The sequence below is a fragment of the Mesorhizobium sp. WSM4313 genome, from assembly GCF_002294725.1.
GTDB lineage: Bacteria > Pseudomonadota > Alphaproteobacteria > Rhizobiales > Rhizobiaceae > Mesorhizobium.
In genome coordinates this window covers 32,833-50,658 of record NZ_NSFT01000012.1, presented here as the reverse complement: position 1 = coordinate 50,658, position 17,826 = coordinate 32,833, and the positions used below count along the sequence as shown (strand labels likewise).

At 55.6% G+C, this 17,826-nt stretch carries 11 protein-coding genes and 4 pseudogenes; 6 read left to right on the top strand and 9 right to left on the bottom strand.

The window, feature by feature from the left end:
• The 3 genes from CK219_RS23150 to CK219_RS23140 all read right to left on the bottom strand — a co-directional run bounded on the left by CK219_RS23150 (position 1) and on the right by CK219_RS23140 (position 3,612).
• On the bottom strand, positions 1-1,089 hold the full coding sequence (locus CK219_RS23150; protein ID WP_224570037.1) for an ABC transporter ATP-binding protein: 1,089 nt from the start codon (positions 1,087-1,089) through the stop codon (positions 1-3).
• A 190-nt stretch (positions 1,090-1,279) separates the two neighbouring features.
• Positions 1,280-2,386: an ABC transporter substrate-binding protein gene (locus tag CK219_RS23145; RefSeq protein ID WP_063169315.1), complete on the bottom strand. Its 1,107-nt coding sequence runs from the start codon at positions 2,384-2,386 to the stop codon at positions 1,280-1,282.
• A 62-nt stretch (positions 2,387-2,448) separates the two neighbouring features.
• Positions 2,449-3,612: a M20 aminoacylase family protein gene (locus CK219_RS23140; RefSeq protein WP_063169316.1), complete on the bottom strand. Its 1,164-nt coding sequence runs from the start codon at positions 3,610-3,612 to the stop codon at positions 2,449-2,451.
• Positions 3,613-4,055: 443 nt separating this feature from the next.
• Here CK219_RS23140 and CK219_RS31815 point away from each other — a divergent pair, with 443 nt between their 5' ends.
• Complete coding sequence (locus tag CK219_RS31815; protein ID WP_164548526.1) at positions 4,056-4,226, top strand: hypothetical protein; 171 nt, start codon at positions 4,056-4,058, stop codon at positions 4,224-4,226.
• Positions 4,227-4,311: 85 nt separating this feature from the next.
• Positions 4,312-4,943, top strand: a pseudogene (locus CK219_RS23135) (IS5 family transposase).
• Positions 4,944-4,945: 2 nt separating this feature from the next.
• Here CK219_RS23135 and CK219_RS23130 read toward each other — a convergent pair.
• Positions 4,946-6,121: a Xaa-Pro peptidase family protein gene (locus tag CK219_RS23130; RefSeq protein ID WP_063169317.1), complete on the bottom strand. Its 1,176-nt coding sequence runs from the start codon at positions 6,119-6,121 to the stop codon at positions 4,946-4,948.
• 258 nt (positions 6,122-6,379) lie between these two features.
• Here CK219_RS23130 and CK219_RS31810 point away from each other — a divergent pair, with 258 nt between their 5' ends.
• Both CK219_RS31810 and CK219_RS23125 read left to right on the top strand, forming a co-directional pair.
• Positions 6,380-6,535, top strand: a complete 156-nt coding sequence (locus CK219_RS31810; RefSeq protein ID WP_164548527.1) for a hypothetical protein — start codon at positions 6,380-6,382, stop codon at positions 6,533-6,535.
• A 155-nt stretch (positions 6,536-6,690) separates the two neighbouring features.
• Positions 6,691-8,147, top strand: a pseudogene (locus CK219_RS23125) (MFS transporter).
• 830 nt (positions 8,148-8,977) lie between these two features.
• Here CK219_RS23125 and CK219_RS23120 read toward each other — a convergent pair.
• The 4 genes from CK219_RS23120 to CK219_RS23105 form a co-directional block, all read right to left on the bottom strand.
• The gene (locus tag CK219_RS23120) at positions 8,978-11,317 is read right to left on the bottom strand and encodes a penicillin acylase family protein (protein ID WP_063170375.1); all 2,340 of its coding nucleotides are present in this window, start codon (positions 11,315-11,317) and stop codon (positions 8,978-8,980) included.
• A gap of 352 nt (positions 11,318-11,669) precedes the next feature.
• The gene (locus CK219_RS23115) at positions 11,670-12,413 is read right to left on the bottom strand and encodes an amino acid ABC transporter ATP-binding protein (protein WP_135921822.1); all 744 of its coding nucleotides are present in this window, start codon (positions 12,411-12,413) and stop codon (positions 11,670-11,672) included.
• Positions 12,414-12,507: 94 nt separating this feature from the next.
• Complete coding sequence (locus CK219_RS23110; protein WP_063170377.1) at positions 12,508-13,482, bottom strand: amino acid ABC transporter permease; 975 nt, start codon at positions 13,480-13,482, stop codon at positions 12,508-12,510.
• A gap of 60 nt (positions 13,483-13,542) precedes the next feature.
• Positions 13,543-14,385, bottom strand: coding sequence for a transporter substrate-binding domain-containing protein (locus CK219_RS23105; protein ID WP_063169318.1), 843 nt, complete (start codon positions 14,383-14,385; stop codon positions 13,543-13,545).
• Positions 14,386-14,843: 458 nt separating this feature from the next.
• On the opposite strand from CK219_RS23105, the pseudogene CK219_RS23100 reads away from it, so the two are divergent.
• Positions 14,844-15,221: pseudogene (locus tag CK219_RS23100) on the top strand (alanine dehydrogenase); the annotation flags it as partial.
• A 354-nt stretch (positions 15,222-15,575) separates the two neighbouring features.
• Positions 15,576-16,793: a serine hydrolase gene (locus CK219_RS23095; protein ID WP_063169320.1), complete on the top strand. Its 1,218-nt coding sequence runs from the start codon at positions 15,576-15,578 to the stop codon at positions 16,791-16,793.
• Positions 16,794-17,298: 505 nt separating this feature from the next.
• Here CK219_RS23095 and CK219_RS23090 read toward each other — a convergent pair.
• Positions 17,299-17,685, bottom strand: a pseudogene (locus CK219_RS23090) (transposase); the annotation flags it as partial.
• Positions 17,686-17,826: the final 141 nt, after the last annotated feature.

Sequence of the window (17,826 nt, the reverse complement as noted above, 5' to 3'; positions counted from 1 at the left end):
TTATGGCGAAACGAAGCGAATGTCTGACCGCAGCCACGTGAGGCAAACCTCCTCGCCTGGCTGGAAAACAGGTTGGTCTGCCGCGACATGTTCCCGGACGATGAGAACATTGTTGCCAACGCGAACATGGTATTTTCGCAGAGGGCCGGCAAAAATCATATCGTCGACCGCACCGGCAACATATTGCCGCTGGTCCGTTTGAGCCCACTCCGCAGTCTTCGGAAGTACACTGATGCGCTCTGGCCTTATCATCGCAACGGTGCCGATTTGCGGCGCGTTGCCCCCTCTGGCCAGCAACAAGGCATCCTCGAGAATGTTCGCCTCACCCAGAAATTTAGCGACAAAGCACGATGATGGCCGATCATAGAGGGCCTCTGGTGTATCGATTTGCTCGACACGTCCTGCGCGCATTACAACAATCCGGTCTGACAGAGTAAGCGCCTCCTCCTGGTCATGCGTAACGCACACCGTCGTGATACCGAACTCCTTGTGCAAGCTCTTCATCTCGATCTGCATCTGCTCACGCAGGTTACGGTCGAGTGCGCCAAGCGGTTCATCAAGTAATAGGAAGGGTGGATCGGCAATCAGCGCGCGGGCTAGCGCCACGCGCTGCTGCTGACCGCCACTCAATTGGGATGGCATGCGACCGCCGAATTCCCCTAGATGCACGCGCTCAAGCATACGGGCTACCCGAACCTTCCTCTGATCGGGAGCCATGCCCCGCATTTCGAGAGGGAATTCCAGGTTTCGAGCCACTGTGAGATGCGGGAACAGCGCATAGCTCTGGAACACAATTCCTTGATCGCGCCGGTAGGACGGGACCGAAGCCACTGAATGGCCGGCGATCATAATATCACCCGAACTCGGGGCCTCAAAGCCGGCCAAGAGCATCAGGGTAGTGGTCTTACCCGAGCCGCTCGGGCCGAGAATCGTCAAGAACTCGCCGCGACGCACGGTCAGCGACAGATCCCTGACCGCCGGAACACTCCCGTACATCTTGGTAACACTGCTGAACTGAATTTGTGGCACCGATTGGTTCACATCTGCAGCGTCAACTTCCGAACGGGGGGCGGTATTCATTGCGTGCATGTTCACTGTGGCTCCTCCACCATCGCTGGCGTGCATTAGCAGGCATTTGCCGTACCTTCTGCCGTCGTACCCGATGCCGTGAGCGGAGAGGCTAGTGGGCTACCCCGCTCCCCGTCACATTTTCAGCATCAGTTTCGACTTTAGCCCGGTATGGAGTTACCCCGACCGGACTTTCGCACTTCAACCAACCCTACTGCAGGATCCACTCATTCCACCGCTGGATAAGCATCTCAGTGTTGGAAACACCGCTGGGGCCTACCTCATTGTACCATTTGCCGTTGATGGAAACGCTGCTCTTGATGTAATCTGGGTGGGTAGGGAGCTTGCGCGCAACTTTCTCGGGAAGAAGTTTGAACGCATTGCCGTTGCTTGGTCCCTCAGGAAACAATTGGCAAAATGCTGCCTGACGTTCCGCGCGAGTGGCGAATTCGATAAACTTCTGCGCAGCCTTCGCGTTGGGTGAACCCTTTGGAATGACCCAATAATCCCACTGCAGCTTCGCCTGGTTTCGATTGATCTCCGTCGCGGCGCCCTGATCGATCAACAGTAGAGCTCTTCCGTCATACGATTGAGCGATGTCAACGACCTTATCATGCAACATCTGTTGAATCTCTGATCCGCTGCTCCACCACTTACGGATGTGCGGCTTTATTTTGTCCAAACTGGCAAACACCCGGTCGATATCCATCGGGTAGAGCTTATCGGGAGATACACCGTCCGCTAACAGGGCCTCTTCCCAGGGTCCTTCTGAACCAAACTGGCCGGACACCAAGGTGCGAACGCCGGGAAACTTATCAGCATCCCAGAATTCAGCCCAGTTTGTCGGCCGGGGTTTATCAGCTGGGAATACGTCTGTGCTATATACCATATTATATGAGTAAATCAAATTTGCCACGCCAAACGGTTGCTTGGCAAATTCATAAATTCCGTCTAGCTCTTCTTTCCTGAACAAGGAGTAATCAATTTCTTCAAGAATTCCTTTCTTAGCTGCGACCAAGCCGGACCCTTGCGTAAGCGCCCCGACATCTACCGTGACATTGCCCGATTTTACCATCAACTCGACCTGTCCCATACCCATGTCGTCGGTGATTGGGTTGACCTTGATACCGGTCTCAGCTTCAAATGGCTTAGCGTAAGCCTCAATGTTAGCCTTTCCCCAATCGCCGCCGCCTAGCACTACGTTGATCTGGTTGGGTGTTTGGGCCGCAACGCGGCCCGCAATTGAAGACAGAGCGCCAGCCGCCATGGCGGTCGATGTCGCCTGCAGCAATCGTCGGCGATTTATTTCGTATTTCATGTCGTTACCCTCTTCTTGTGATCTCAGCCTTGATTAGCCAAGGTTGTTTTGCTTGGACAATGTCATGGTGCTAGAGCAGCCTCGGCCAAGTTGACCCAGTATCCAATGCCGTATGGCAGTGCTTCATCGTTAAAGTCGTAGGTTGGATTATGGAGAGCAGCAGTCGATCCATTTCCAAGCAGTATACATGCCCCCGGCCGCGCCTCTAGCATGTACGCGAAGTCCTCTGACCCCAAACTAGGTTTGACTTTGGGGTTCACCGATGAATGGCCGACCAGAGCACGCGCCACCTCTGTTGCCCGACGCGTTTGATCGGGATGATTGACAGTGAGGGGCTCCAGGCGGCGATGCTGAAACTCGACCTTCGCCCCGGAAGCGCGTGCAATATTTTCCGCGCACGCCTCAATCTGTTTTTCAGCGAAGTCGCGCAAAATCGGTGACAGTGTCCTGACTGTTCCGGCAATCTCCGCGCGTTCGGGAATGATGTTGTAAGCTTGTCCGGCGTTCAGCTTTGTGACGGAGATCACCAGGGACTCGGTGGGGTCCGTGTTGCGTGAGACTAGTGTCTGCAAGCCTAAAATGATCTGAGCTGCAACAACGACGGGGTCAATTGTCAGATGGGGAGCGGCCGCGTGACCCCCTCTGCCTTTGACCACAATATCGAACTCGTCGAGCGCGGCAAAAATCGAACCTTCGCAAATGCCGAACGCACCAACCTCCATGCCTGGCCAATTGTGCATGCCAAAGACCTGAGATATCCCGAAACGGTCCATGATCCCCTCCTGGACCATTCTTTGGCCGCCGCGGCCATCTTCCTCGGCAGGTTGGAAGATCAGGGCAACGGACCCTTTGAAGTTCCGGGTCGCGGCGAGGTATTTCGCGGCGCCAAGGAGCATTGCAGTATGCCCGTCGTGACCACACGCGTGCATCTGTCCGGACCTTTTCGACGTCCAAGGTTTGCCTGAAGCTTCGAGTATAGGCAGAGCGTCCATGTCGGCCCGCAACCCGATAGTGGGCCCATCTCCGAGTTGACCTTGGATCAACGCAACCACGCCGGTTTCAGCTATCCTGCACTCGATGTGGTTAATCCCGAAGGAAGCCAGCTTTTCCGCCACAAATGCCGCTGTGTCATTCACCCGATAGTCAAGCTCCGGATTCTCGTGCAGGTACCGGCGCCAAGTCATCGCTTCGATCTCGATCTCCTTGAACCTGTCAACGCCAACCATAGGCACGTTCCCGCATTTGAGTAATTTGGATCAGGCGCCGGTGCGTAATTAATGATCGATGCCACCGGTGTTTTCGTCAAATGCAGTTTGGATATCGTAACCATCTAGAACCGAGATAGCCCCGCGTTCAGGCCTCGGTGTTGGCGCCGGCGACTGCGACCCGATAACAAGCCGTTTGCCCTCAAATGGATAAGCTTCGGCCTTAGAGGACCAGCTGCGAAGTGCTGGCAATCATAAACTCTGGCTCTGCTGGCAACGGCCAATGGCAAAGGTCTGAGTAGGAAGAGCTGTCACCATCGCGACACTCCTCCCCCTCCCACGACCTACTTTCCAGGACTGCATGCGCTTTGCCACTCAATCCGCAAACCGCAGACCCTAGGCGGCGTGGACAAATTCGATGTTAGCAGGGTCGCTTTCCTGCGATCGGGTTGTTAGCATTGGGAATGACACTGGAAGAAGAGAGCGAACGAGCTACGTCGATGCTGATTGGCAAGGTTGTTCGCCGTGTCATGCGCCACCGCGATGGAGAGGTGGTGATCGAGTTTGAGGATGGCAGCCGATTTTTCGCGGATAGCGACAGCCCTCTCGAACTGTCCATCACCTTGGCGGAATAGTATATCCGCCTTACGGAATTTCGGACGTCGATGCGATTGACGTAGCCCAAGAGGATTGATTCAAGGCTGCTTTTTGGAGGCAGGTTTGAGCAGGGGCGATCTCACCGAAGCAGAATGGCGTGTTCTCAAGGGCTTGCTGCCCATCGACCCTGACAAACGCGGCCGAGGTAGACCTCCCAAGCAGAATCGTTCGATCATCAACGGCATTCTCTGGCGGCTCCGCTGCGGCGCTCCATGGCGGGATGTCCCGCCCAAATACGGCAGTTGGAACACCATCTATCGTCGGTTCCGACGCTGGAGCGAGGCCGGGGTCTGGGAGACCGTGGCGGTAATGCTCGCCGAGGTCATGGCGGACAGCGGCCACTACAGCATCGACAGCACCACAGTTCGCGCCCATGTCTCGGCAGCGGGCGGAAAAGGGGGACTCGTGCACCGGACGCCTTCCTTGCGGACAAGGGCTACGATGCCGATACCATTCGCGCCGATCTCGCCGAGCGGAAGATTAAACCCGTCATACCCGGCCGATCAAACCGCCGCGTGAAGATCGAGTATGACCGGGCGCTCTACAAGCAGCGGAACCGAATCGAGCGCATGTTCGGCCACCTCAAAATCAACCGGGCCATTGCCACCCGCTACGATCAATTGGCCAATAGCTTCCTCGGAATGGTCTACCTAGCCACCGCCAGATACTGGCTCAAATTTGTCCACGCCGCCTAGCATCACGCCCGATAAAGTGTTGGCGGGATTTCGCTCAGGAGTTCCGCGCCGCGCTCTGTCACGAGCACGTGTGCGCCGGCACCAAATAGGTAGCCACTTTCGCTGCACAAAATGTTTGGCATGTGCAGGGTCATGCCAGCTCGGAGTGGTTCATTTACATCGGGCTCCAGGCTTAGGTCGCCGCGCTCAGTCCAATTGATGCCAGTTTGGTATCCTGTTCGTTGGCGGAAGACGCCCTTGCGTCCAGATCGCTTCAACACCTCGCCCCCAGCAGCGTGAACGTCCGCCGGCGTAGCACCTGGTCGAATCGAGGAGACAAGGGCCGCAATGACCTCTTCAGCCAAGCCGTGCAAAGATTCGGTTTCGGGATGTTTGCCAAGGACTGCGCATCGAACCATTCCCACTGTATACCCGTGTTTCGAAGCCCCTATCTCCAGAAAGGCAGGTTCGTTGTTGCTGAGAGGATGATGGGTCGCTGGCGCATGGGGCAACTTCACTCGCTCTCCAAACAAAATGGTACCCGGCGCAAGCCCGATATCCCCAGCGGCGTTGCTGGGGTCGTTTGTTACCGCCGCAGCTAGGGCCGCTGCCATTTCGATCTCCGTAATGCCGGGACGAAGCGATTGCTGAAAGGTTCGAATTGCCACGTCAGTGAGTCGAACAGCATCGCGCATACACGCCAACTCAAGTTCTCCTTTCACTGCTGACACTGACGAGACCAGTCGGGTGACGTCAGTAATCTTCAGATCCGGGAGCTGGTCTTGGACTGCGCGCACGTCGGCGGGCGCGAGATTCCAGCAGCCAAGCTCGAAACCGACTCGCTTATTGTCCAGTCCGAGTCGACGCAATACATCGGCGCAGACCCTGCCAAAATCAGGCTGATGTGTATAGGTTTCAATTTCCTCGATGCAGCTATATGAACGTACTGCCTGCTCGTCATATTCTCGGACAACAAATATCGGGACCCGACCCGGCATCAGAATAAGAGGGAAAGGCGCGAAATATCCACCGCTCCCATCGTAGCCGCTGAGATACTTCAAGTGGCCGTGCGCCGTTACTACGATTGCGTCCAAGCCTGCCGTAGCAACCGCATCCAGCACATTGTTTTGCCGGCGCTCATACTCTGATATCGGAAACGGTACACCAGTCAGAGGAATTGCGGAGCGTGTCGTCGCCATATCTCACCTCAATCAGTGTGTCGTGGTTTGGTTGCGCAAAACGCGCGATCGCGTCCATGTTCGAAATTGAACAAAAGCTTCGCCGGCTCATGCGGGGTGACAATCCCCTTTCCTGGCGGCTAGCGTCAAATGCTGTTTTTATATCGGCTGCATCTCGCAGCGAGATGCGCATAGTGCCTTCATCGGCCGCTCAATGCAGGCAACGCTGGTCTCCGACAGCTTTGTTCTCGCCAGAGGATCGCCGACAAAGGCGCCGAGTTGCTCGGCAAGCTCGTCAGCCTCGGCCAGAAGAACCATGCTGACGACCTTGAGCTTGGCAGCGAGTCGGCGCGCCTTCGCATTCTTGCCGGCGAAGCCGCCGACGCCGGGGGAACTGTGCCGGCGCCACGCAACAGCATGTTTGCACTGATGTAAGGCCGCTGCGACACCAGCGACGGCTCTCCGCCGCCACCTCCGCATCTCGCTACCAGATGACACTAATACAAAGACTGCATTTGGCGCATCCGACGTGTAAGAGGATCGTGTCGCGCGAAGTGGTTAAGCTTGGCGGAACCGAATCGGTCGGAGCAATGAGCAAAGCGGCGGGCGCAGATGCGGATGTAGTTTCGCCGAAGACGTTTGCGCCGCTCAGGAATACGACATTTCGCTCAATCTGGTTTAGCCTCTCAAGTCTCTTCCCTTGGCTGGCTGATGCAGACCGTTGCTATCAGCTGGCTAATGGCAACGGTTCCGACCTCCGATCTGATGGTTGCGCTCGAGCAGGCTTCGTCTAACCTGCCCGCTTTCATTTTGTCCATTTTCGCTAGGGGTTCTCGCCGACAACTTCAGCCGTCGAAGAGTCATGTTCGCCGGCCGATGCCTAATGGTAATAGCATCCGCGATGCTACGGCTTCAGTGGTGCTGGGCTTTATCGCCCCGTGGATGATCTTCGGCTTCAGCTTCTTGATCGCAAGTGGTGCCGCGCTCAACGATACCGCCTGGCAGGCTTCTGTTGGCGATATTGTGGACCGACGCGAAGTTCCCGCTGCCGTCACCCTCCTCTCCATTGGCTTCAACACTGCACGGACCGTGGGACCGGCGCTCGCGGCATCATGATTGCGTCGTTCGGACTTATGACGGCTTTCGCTATGTTTACACTCACCTATATGATCCCTTTGGTCACCATATGGCGATGCAAATGGAAGGTTCGCTCCTCACTTCTCCCACGTGAGTCAATGAGGACGGCCATCTATGACAGGCTGCGCTTCACAGCGATGTCATCGGAAATCAAGACGGCGATCGCCCGCGGAACCTTCTTTGGCCTGTCGGGCATCGCCATACTCGCACTGCTGCCATTGGTTGTCCGCGATCAGCTGGGCGAAGGACCGCTCGCCTATGGCACCATCATCGCCGGCTTCGGCACAGGCGCCGTCATGGCTGGCGTCGCCAACAGCCTATTAAGACGGAGCTTGTCAGAAGAGCAACTAATGACGCTGGCATGCGTCGCCTGTGCGGCGTGCTCCCTTTTTCTGGCACTGCCTCTTCCATTGCGAGCGGCGTCCTGTTTCCCCTTCGCGAGGGTCGCGAGGCCGAGCCCGACCCTTTGGAGGAATTCGACGCGCCGGCAGTCGCCCTCAGTCTCAAGCCGAGAAGCGGCCCCATCGTGGTCAAAGTCGAGTACCTCATACTCGTGGAAAATCTAGAAGAATTCCTCGCCATGCGCGGGTGCCGGCATGTACAGAGTCGCGTTGGTGCTCGGCACTGGACTCTCCAGCGCAACCTTCAGGAGCCTGTGCTATGGACGGAGACATTCCGTACGCCGACCTGGACCGACTACCTTCGCCTGAATCATCGCCTTACCGAGGCCGACAAGGAACTGGACGAGAGAATCATCCTCCTCCACAAAGGAAAGCATTCTCCACGAATAACATTGTCAATCGAGCGCCCCACGAGTGCTCCACGCAAGCCTGAGTCATCAACGCCTTTTTTCCCCCGCCATTCAACGAAACGGCCAGCGTGCCACCGCAGGCTGAATGAAGATACATAAGAAGGCACGTCAACTGCTAACCACATCGGGCGGGCAACAAGCATCGCCGCCTTCGGGTATATGACAGACAGAATGTAGCGGACTTGAAAAATGAAAGGCGCTCACCCACCGCCAACATTTCTCGGCTGGTTCCCGGCATTCAAGGTCCTGCGGCTATACGCGAAGGCGGCAAGCCGCGTTGAAGTCGTCGATATTCAGTCGCATCGAAGGACAATGACGTGTTGCCCTGATGCCACTCTCTGCGAGGTTAGCTTGTTTCTCGGATGAGGAGACAGACAATGGTCTGCCCCCTGAAAGGTCCTCCCTGAGGTATGTGTCCATTCTTGAACTCGGCTCGACAATGATAGCGAACCCTGTTGACCGTCGCACTGTCAGTCTCGAATCAAGTGCTCTCCTACAGCAGATGCGATTATCGCCAATGCGTACTGGTAGCGCCCGAAGCGCGCGTTATCGGCAGCCGCCGAGGGCCGTGATGCGGCCGCGATCGAGCCTTGTAGTAACAGACGCGCTCTCCGGTGGTCGGGCCAGCACCTTACCCCTCTTCCCTATGGCCCCAAGGCAGAGCAATTGCCAATGCGGGACATCCCGCTTCTAAGTCTCCTGCAACATTATTGGAGGCCGCGACGGCCCTGCTCGTGACGATCAGGGGTGGTCGCCGCACACCAGCGGGATCATTGCCCCACAAGCGCATCCAGATTCCGGCCGGGCGTTCCGCTGTCAATATCAAAGTCGGCCGGCGGGCGCTAAAGTGTCGATCCTCACCTTGCCGCCAGGTGAGTTCGACCGATATGTTCCTGCTACAATGGTAAGCGGCCTATACTGTCGCATCCTCAACAGTCAGCGGGAGACAGGACGACCCTATGTTCGAGCTCCCTCCGTATGGACTCCTCTGAATATAACAAGGGCTTGTATTCGCCCCGTTGCCAATCGTGATTGAGGTCACGATAATGACTTGAGATCGGAACACCCGACTGACCTGGATTGTTAATAAAGAGACTGTCATCCCATGACCCAACGTCCATGATTATCCGCACTGACGGTCCTTCTGAAACAGAGAATTGGCCGCTTCGGTAACTCGAAAAATTGAGCGTTGAGCTACTTCCGCCGAGGGCTATGGCGCCCAACGACCATTGTTCAGACGTCAGTGCCTGCAGAGGGTGGCGCAAATCAAGCTTATGTATACTGCCCCATGCCCATGAGGCAGAATCGTCGCCAAATCGACATATGCATTCACTCCAGGCAGAAGTTAGGGATTCCATTATGGAATGCTTCAACTTTTCACTAGGCTCTGCCTGTTCGAGCCAAGAGGCTATGGCCGAAGGCTGTAAAGGCACGAGCAGTGCCAACACTTCATCGTCAGCGCTTTCTAAGCGAGCTACTGTCGGGCCAAGGTGTTTGCTAAGCCAAATCTCAAAGAACGCGGCGGCTGGCGAACTCGCATCCAAATGCCGGTCCCAGTTAGAAAATAAGTGCAACGCAGGCATGTTTGCAACCGAACCGAGAAGAGTGTCTAGTTTCGCAAGAATACGAACTGCTATCGGCGAATACACCGAACATTGCAGCGACATGCAGTCCCGCAACGAGATCTTCTCTGATCGTGAGAGAGTTGTATGAAGGGTATCATGTCTGCTGCTGTCAGACCACTCGTAGCCAAAAGCAGGATGCGATCTACTCCATTCCTCCGGAACATTCATTGCGTTGGCAGTGGCGACAAAACCTTTGGCGGGGTTCATCTCGAACGGCCCATCGTCCGGTGACAAATACCCTTCCCATTCGAACCGACCGTCTCCTGGAACCGGAAGCAGGCCGTCCCAATTTCTTCGGACCGGAGCCGCACCTGACGGTTTCCACGCAATTACATTCGACGTGTCCGCATAGATGTGATTAACTGAAGGACAACCCCAGTTTGCTAGACTGGAGGTGTATTCTGAAAATGTCTTAGAGCGCATTACGGCCAAGCTGGCCATGTAAGGTGCCATGCCGGGATCCATCCATACGGTTCTCAGTGCGAAGGCGCGGTCTTTTTCAGCATTTTGGTTTAAAATGGGTCCATGGCGTGTGAACTGAAGCTTTACCTCCTGGTCGGTGTGGGCGCGAACTGGAATTTTCTCGTGTATAGTCTTCACCTGCTCCCAGGCCCCTTTATATAAGTATTTATTTCCCTCACTCTTGGTTTCGTAAACATAAATATCTTCTTGGTCAGCGCCGAAAATAGTCAGACCAAAGGCGGCTGTCCCGTTGTGACCCATGGAGATTCCTGGGATCATAGGCTCTCCAGCGCCAATTACATCGAGCCCGGGCATACTCAGGTGTACAAGATACCTGATGGACGGAAGGACGTGCTTGCGATGCGGGTCTAGAGCAAGGATTGGTCGCTCCGTTGTGGTTTTTGTTGCGGATATGGCCCAGTTGTTTGAGCCCTCTTGGAACACCGTCTGCATGATCTCATCACTCGGTGTTACGCGGGTCCAACGGTCAGCTTCCTGAAGACTTGCTGCAAGTCTTTCCCTCGAGAATGAGACGGGACAGATTGCCAAGCGAAAATCCTGCAGTACTCGATCTGTCATAAAGGCGAGGTCAAGGCCCTCCGCTGGTCGTGGCGCTATCGGAGGTGACAATTCTTGTCTCAACCTGTCGAGGCGGGTACCTCGTTCCACACCTGCCAATGCCATCACCCTGCAGCGCAGAAGCTCCGAAATCGCATTTCGGGTTAGTGAGTGCGTTCGCACGCGAACGACGTCTTCGGGTTTCCAATAGTCGGGAGTGTGACCGAGGAGGCCAAACTCGGGTGGCAAGGCAATCAAACCGTCATGGCAACTGTCTACGTAGGAATTGATCCCCTCGGCAAACGCTGAGCATATCTCTTCGGAATCCGGGCCGTACGCCTGCCATTCTGCACTCATGGCTCCGCGAAATAAAAAGAGACGCGCCGCCCGATCCTGCTCCAAATATCCGGGGCCAAAGTCTCGTGACAGGAGACCGAGACCTCGTTTGCGCGCAATATCAATTTGCCAGAGGCGGTCTCGAGCTGCATTCCAACCCTGCGCGAAAAATAGGTCGTGCAAGTTCTGAGCCTTGATATGAGGAACCCCCCATTTATCAATGTCGATCGTGACCTCACTCTTAAGCTTGTCGGAGCTGTGGCGGTCGAAGGTTATGTTCTTTAACATGTGTTGATCCGTTTGGTTCACCCAAAGATGGTCGGGAATCTGCCAGAGGACGACGTCTGCAGATTGTGGTCGGTTGCGGGCAGAGGGTTGAGGCCGCACTCTTGCAACCTGATCATGTGTGGCGAGCCAATCCTCAGCGCGCCTGGACGCGAACTGGCACGGTGGGCTGCGCACAAGCTCAGCGGGATCCTACTCTCGCGCTTCCGGGAACGAGGCGCTTGCCGAGAACGCTCTGATGTATGTCAGCCAATACGTACGAATACAATATCCGCACATGTTGTCTCGCTGGCCTGAGGCAACGCATTCGATACACAGTAACTCGGTCGAACGGCCTCGTTGAAGGATGGCTCCCTCAATGCGACAAGATCTGGCTGAGAAACAATTTCGTTCTTTCGTGCTGCGGGTTTCTGAAGAAGTCGTGCGGTGTACCCTCTTCGACGATCTCACCTCGATCCATGAAGATTACTCGATCGGCCACGGCGCGCGCAAAGCCCATCTCGTGGGTGACGCATACCATGGTCATGCCGTCGCGTGCGAGTCCGGTCACAGTCTCGAGCACTTCAGCGACCATCTCTGGATCGAGCGAGGAGGTCGGCTCATCGAAGAGCATGACTGCAGGCTCCATACAGAGGGACCGGGCAATTGCGACGCGCTGCTGCTGTCCCCCGGAGAGCTGAGCCGGATATTTGTTCGCCTGTTCGGGAATGCGCACGCGCTCTAGGAATTTAAGCGCGATCTTTCTAGCCTCACCCTCTGGAACGCCCTTTATCCACATCGGCGCCGCCATACAGTTCATCAGCACGGTCATGTGCGGGAAAAGATTAAAGTGCTGAAAAACCATGCCGACGCTTTTGCGAACTTCAGCTACGTTGCGCATTTTGTTATGTAACCTAATCCCAGTGACGGTAATCTCGCCATCCTGGTGCGCTTCGAGCCGATTGACGCAACGGATCAGCGTCGACTTTCCCGAGCCTGAGGGCCCACAGATGACGATACGTTCGCCCTTGCGGACGGTTAGGTTGATGTCAGTTAGTGCTCTGAAGGCACCATACCATTTGGATACATTCTTAGCTTCGATGACTTCGTCGCTCAATATTGCATCTCTCTTGTTCATTGGCGCATCTGTAAGTGCCTTGAAAATGGCCGAACCAACTTAGACGTCTTTTTTAGCTTGACCAATGAATTCACGATCATCGCTTCTTACTTCTGGCAAAATGGTCCTCGATCCGGGATTGGACCAGTTCCAGGCAGGCGGATAAAATCCAATAAATCATTGCCGCTGTTACTAGCATCTCCATAGTATGGAAGGTTGGCTGGCCGAGTGAGTGAGCTAGATACGTCAGCTCCCAAACGCCAAGAACCGAAACGAGAGAGCTGTCTTTGAGCATTGAGATGAACGTGTTTCCCATCGGGGGAATGATAACCGGAAGCGCTTGCGGCAGAATGATTCTGCGCATTGTGAGCGCAAAGCCGAAACCTAATGACCGGGATGCCTCCCACTGGCCGCGATCGATGCTGGCTATGCCCGAACGGAAGATCTCCGTCATGTAGGCACCACTGCATAGCGAAAGCGCCAACACGCCTGCAGGCACGGCATTAATAACGTAACCTACCTGGGGCAAGCCCATGTAGATCAGATAAACCTGCATGAGAAGCGGCAGACCCCGGAAGCATGAAGTGTAGAAGCTGACTATCGCGTAAGCCATGCCGTTGCTTGACAGTTTCGCAATCGCGCCGATTATTGCGATAGCCGACGCAAATAGCAGTGACATCGCTGATACGTAAACTGTAGTAACTACCCCCTGCGTAATTAGAAATGGCAGGTTTGCCCAAATAAATGGCATGCTTAAGTCAAATGCCGCGAAGAGCGAAAGGAACAGTAGCACCAACTCAAACCATACGATCCCGATTTGGATTTTGAGCGGGACAAAACCAATCAGCACGAGGTTGAGGCAGAACATTGCGGCAATTACAAAAGCGATCGCAATGCGACTGTAAAACTTCACTTGTGCGTGATCGCCAATCACGGGCCGTAGGAGTTCGCCCATCGTGGTGCCCGCTACGTTGAAGATAAGAAAAACCGCGAGCACAATTGCAAATATGCAGCCGATAAACCATGGCTTGTGGACGAGCACCTCAGATTCAACTGTATCGTGGTAAAGCATAAGCATTTTCTTCCTAAGAAGAGGCGCCCCCGGGAAGGGGACGCCCACGATTGTGTCATGTTATTTATCGACGCTGAAATCCCCCCCGAACCACTTGACCGAGAGTTTAGCAAGAGTGCCGTCATCCTTCATCTTCTTGACCGCGGCAGCGACCTTGTCGATAAACTCCTTATCGCCACGCTCGATTGTGACAGCGCCCGGGGCGTAGAATAAGGGATCGCCAATAACCTTCAATGGATAGCCAGATTTGATTGCCGCAGCCGCCGTCGTTCCTTCAGTAATGACGCCATCGAGACGAACACCATCGCCGAGGCGCAGGTCGTCAAGCGTAAGAGAGTTAGCACTTGGATAAGCCTTCACTTGGCCCGCTGTAAATTGATATTGTATTGGCTTAGCGCCGATCCATGCCGGTGTGAGCTTGTGATTGGCATACAAATCGCCAAGAGTTCCCGCTCGGACGCCGACGATCTTGCCCTCCAGGTCGGAAGGCTTCGTCGCTTTGCTATCCTTGTGAACGACAGCGACTTCGCCTTCGTAGAAGTACATGGCCGGGAAGGCGAATTTTTTGGCGCGATCGTTGGTCGGCGTCATTTGACCCATGGCCATGTCCCAACGCCCCCCCCACTGGCCTGCCTGAATGATATCCCAGCCCGGGGTCACGAATTTGATCTTCACGCCCAAGTAGTCCGCAATGCCCTTCGCGACCTCTACATCATCACCGTCGAGTTCATGTTGGTCGTTCAAGTGAGACAAGGCTCCCCAGTCGGACCCGACCGCTACCGTCAATGTCTGTGCCGCGAGCACACGATCAAGGACTTCGCCGGCGCAAGCCTTGGCTGACAAAGACATCGACGCAACCGCCATGGAGACTGCAACTACGACCGTCGTTACATGATTGTTCATCTATAGTTCCCTTTTTTCTCGTTCTTATTTTCTTGAAAGCTACCTTCGTCGCCACCGAGAGGAGTGTCTTAGCGGTGCGCCATTGCTCCCTGCTGATTGGACCCATCCCGGTCCGTCATTTAACGAACGACACCTTATCGCTCTGCATTGTTGGCATTCAGCGAAATCGAGTTCGATGATGCAGGTTTCCTGCGAACTACCCTTGGCTTTCGCCGGATCGCTCTGGCGATTTCACAAAGCACGGATACCCTGGCCTCAGAGAGGTCGGCGAACTCGCCAACTCGCTGGACTCCGAAGGCTGCAGATTGCATCGCCACAAGACGTCTTGTTTGGAAGGATCTAAACTGGACTGGCGCGTTGAATTACACCTTGCAGGGCTGACTCTGGTCACGTGGGAACTGCGGTCCAAGCCCCTCTCTCTCCCTAATCTCGACCTCCCTAATCTCGACCTCCCTAATCTCGACGACCTCTTCGCCGGCCGTGTGCGCACCCGCTACTCAACCGTCGGGGCGCTCGAGGAAGAATGCTTCTCTGCCGACATCGTGGTCGGGGCCGTGCTGATCGCCGGTGCTGCCGCGCCAAAGCTCGTCACCCGCGAAATGATGTCCGGCATGAAGAAGGGCTCGGAGCTGGTCGACGTCGCTATTGACCAGGGCGGTTGCTTCGAGACGTCGCATGCGACGACTCAAGCCGAGCCCACCTACGAAGGCGACGGCGTTATCCACTATCGCGTCGCCAACATGCAGAGTCGCCCATGCCATTTCGCGATTTCTTGCCTTGCGAGTTCGCACGTATCCCTCTGGGTCAACATCGTTGATAGACCAGAGAATTTTTGACTCATCGTAGCTCGGACAGCGGAGACGCGTTACAATTGTCAACCCGTTCGGACCCGGTTTAATCGAGATGTACTCGGCATACTGCGCATGATGGCTCATGCCTCTTGTAGCTGGAAGCGTTCGGCAAGTTAGGTCCTACTTGCCACGCGAGAGCGGGGCCGCAAGTATGCGCCGGCCGCAATACAACGCTGATTTGCTGCGTTGTCGAGGACATTTCGCATAGAATGCGCGCCTGCCGCTGCTATGATCATAACATGTTGTGATTTAGTCCAGTCCGAACTCCCGAGGTTGGGTCGCAACTCTCGATAGCCAGCTGGCGCCGGGGGCGCCTAGGCATGAAATTGGATCCCATGTATGACAGAATTCAAACAACGGCAAACCGTCGGTAACGCGTCGGAGAGCGTACTCGAATTCGACGGACAGCAATACCTGGACGGCCGTGCATCGGATCCTCGCGAATTTGGCTGGATGCGCGGTGCGCCGCCGCCGCCAGACAAGCGTGTAACATTCGAGAATGAAACTGTTTGGACCTTTCCTCAGCTTCGCTGGTCGCTATCGCATATGCGTGAGCTGCGGCCCACAGTCCAAGTGTGGCGAGGGCGGGGCGGACCGTCGCAGCTTGAGTGCAGCAACAGGTCTACCGAAATCGATGGGCTCACGTTCGTCGACATGGACGACCGCACCAACCGGTTCGAGGAGGCGCTATTCGACACCTACACCGACGGCATTTTGGTCCTGCATCGGGGGCGGATCATATACGAACGATACTTCGGCGCACTCGCGCCGCACGTACAACATTCGTGTCAGTCAATCACCAAATCGTATGCGGGCACCCTAGCCGCGGCGTTGGTGCATGAGGGCATTCTCGACGACAGGAAGACAATATCGCAGTTTGTGCCGGAATTACGAGGTACAGGGTGGGAAGATGCAACGCTCCGCCAAGTCATGGACATGCAAACTAACGTTGCTTTTACTGAAGATTACACAAGTGTAGACAAGTCATATAGATGCGAATACCTGCGTACCATACGAAAGGAAGGGGCGCACGGCAAATTTGTCTACAAAGGCGTCGATACCAATGTTATGGCTTGGGTTATGTCGCGCGCAACGGGCCGGTCGTTCGCACAACTGTTGGAGGAGCGCTTATGGTTGCCACTGGGCTGCGAAGAAGACGCCTATGTCGAGATCGACCCGACAAACGGTATGCCGAGGGCGCATAGCGGACTCAATGTGACGTTGCGCGACTTGGCGCGTTTCGGCGAGCTGATGCGATGTGAAGGCTCGTGTAATGGCAAGCAACTGGTTCCCGCGAGTGTTGTCTACGACCTTCAAGATCTCGACCACCCCGCCAAGCCGGACCTCCCATTCGGCTATACATACCGAAGCCAATGGTGGGTATCACACGACGAGCTTGATGCTATTGAAGGTCGGGGCCTTTACGGCCAGAACCTGTACATAGCGCCAAAGGCGGAGATGGTGATTGCGCGCTTCGGGTCGCACCCCGCTTGCGACCACATTGATCGGATTAGAAGGCCGCAGATGCAGGCATTGGGGAGGATGCTCCGCGCGTAACTTGATGCACTAGACGGTCACCGCGCTTGTTTAGGAATTTCCTGCAAATTCGCGGTTGAAGAACTGGGGCGCCTACGCCGAATTCCTGCGTTCGGCTAGGGGGCAATTGGCGCAAAAGGCCTGTAGACGCTGCTACGCTTATGAAGTAAATACCAGAAGCCTCGCTTCCCATATGCATAATGCAGACCGATCTGGCTCGCTTTTGCTGAGGAAACAATGATCACCGAACATTGCATATTGATTGGGGCCGTCGCGACTTTGTATTGCGAGAATGGAACCGGTGGACCTATTGTATTCTTGCATGGTGCCGCTTTCGGGCTTATCCGTCAGCTTGACCTGAAACAAAACCCAACCCAAACATCAACGAGACCCAGGATCAGACCGAAAAATGGCCGCCTTCAAATCGGAATGCTGGCCGGAATGAAATCGGAATGACTGGCCGGCTTCAAATCGGAATCGGTGGCCGGCTTCATCGGAATACGCAGGCAATGGTATCGGCATCAGTGGCAGCGCTCTTGCGCTGCTTCTGGACGGTGAGATCGGCGGTTACCTGGGAAAGCCGGGCGACCAGCGCCTTGAGCCGCTGCTGGGCCGCGCTCGGCGGCAGCGTCGGCTGCAGCCGTTTGACCTCGCTATAGCGGGCGATGACGGCGGCGTCGATCCTGTCGGTCTTCTCCAGGAAGCCCATCGCCTCGGCGAATCAGCGTACGCTCCTCGCATTGGCCATGCCGCAGGCTACTCCCAACTCCCACGACAGCAGGAAGGGAAGCCGTTCGTAGCCGCCACTGGCCTCCATGACGACGAGCTCGACACCATTGACCTAACACCAGGCAGCAAGCTCGGCTATGCCTGCCGCATCGTTGCGAAAGCGGCCCGCCGCTCCGCTCGGCACGACATGGGTATCGAGCCAGTCTTTCGAAACATCCACTCCACAGATAGTCTTGTTCACGGTAACCTGCCTTGTGCGTGCGATTGGAGCCAAGCGACTATTCGGTCGTACGTGACGAAGGCGAAGATCCCAGGCTCACCCACG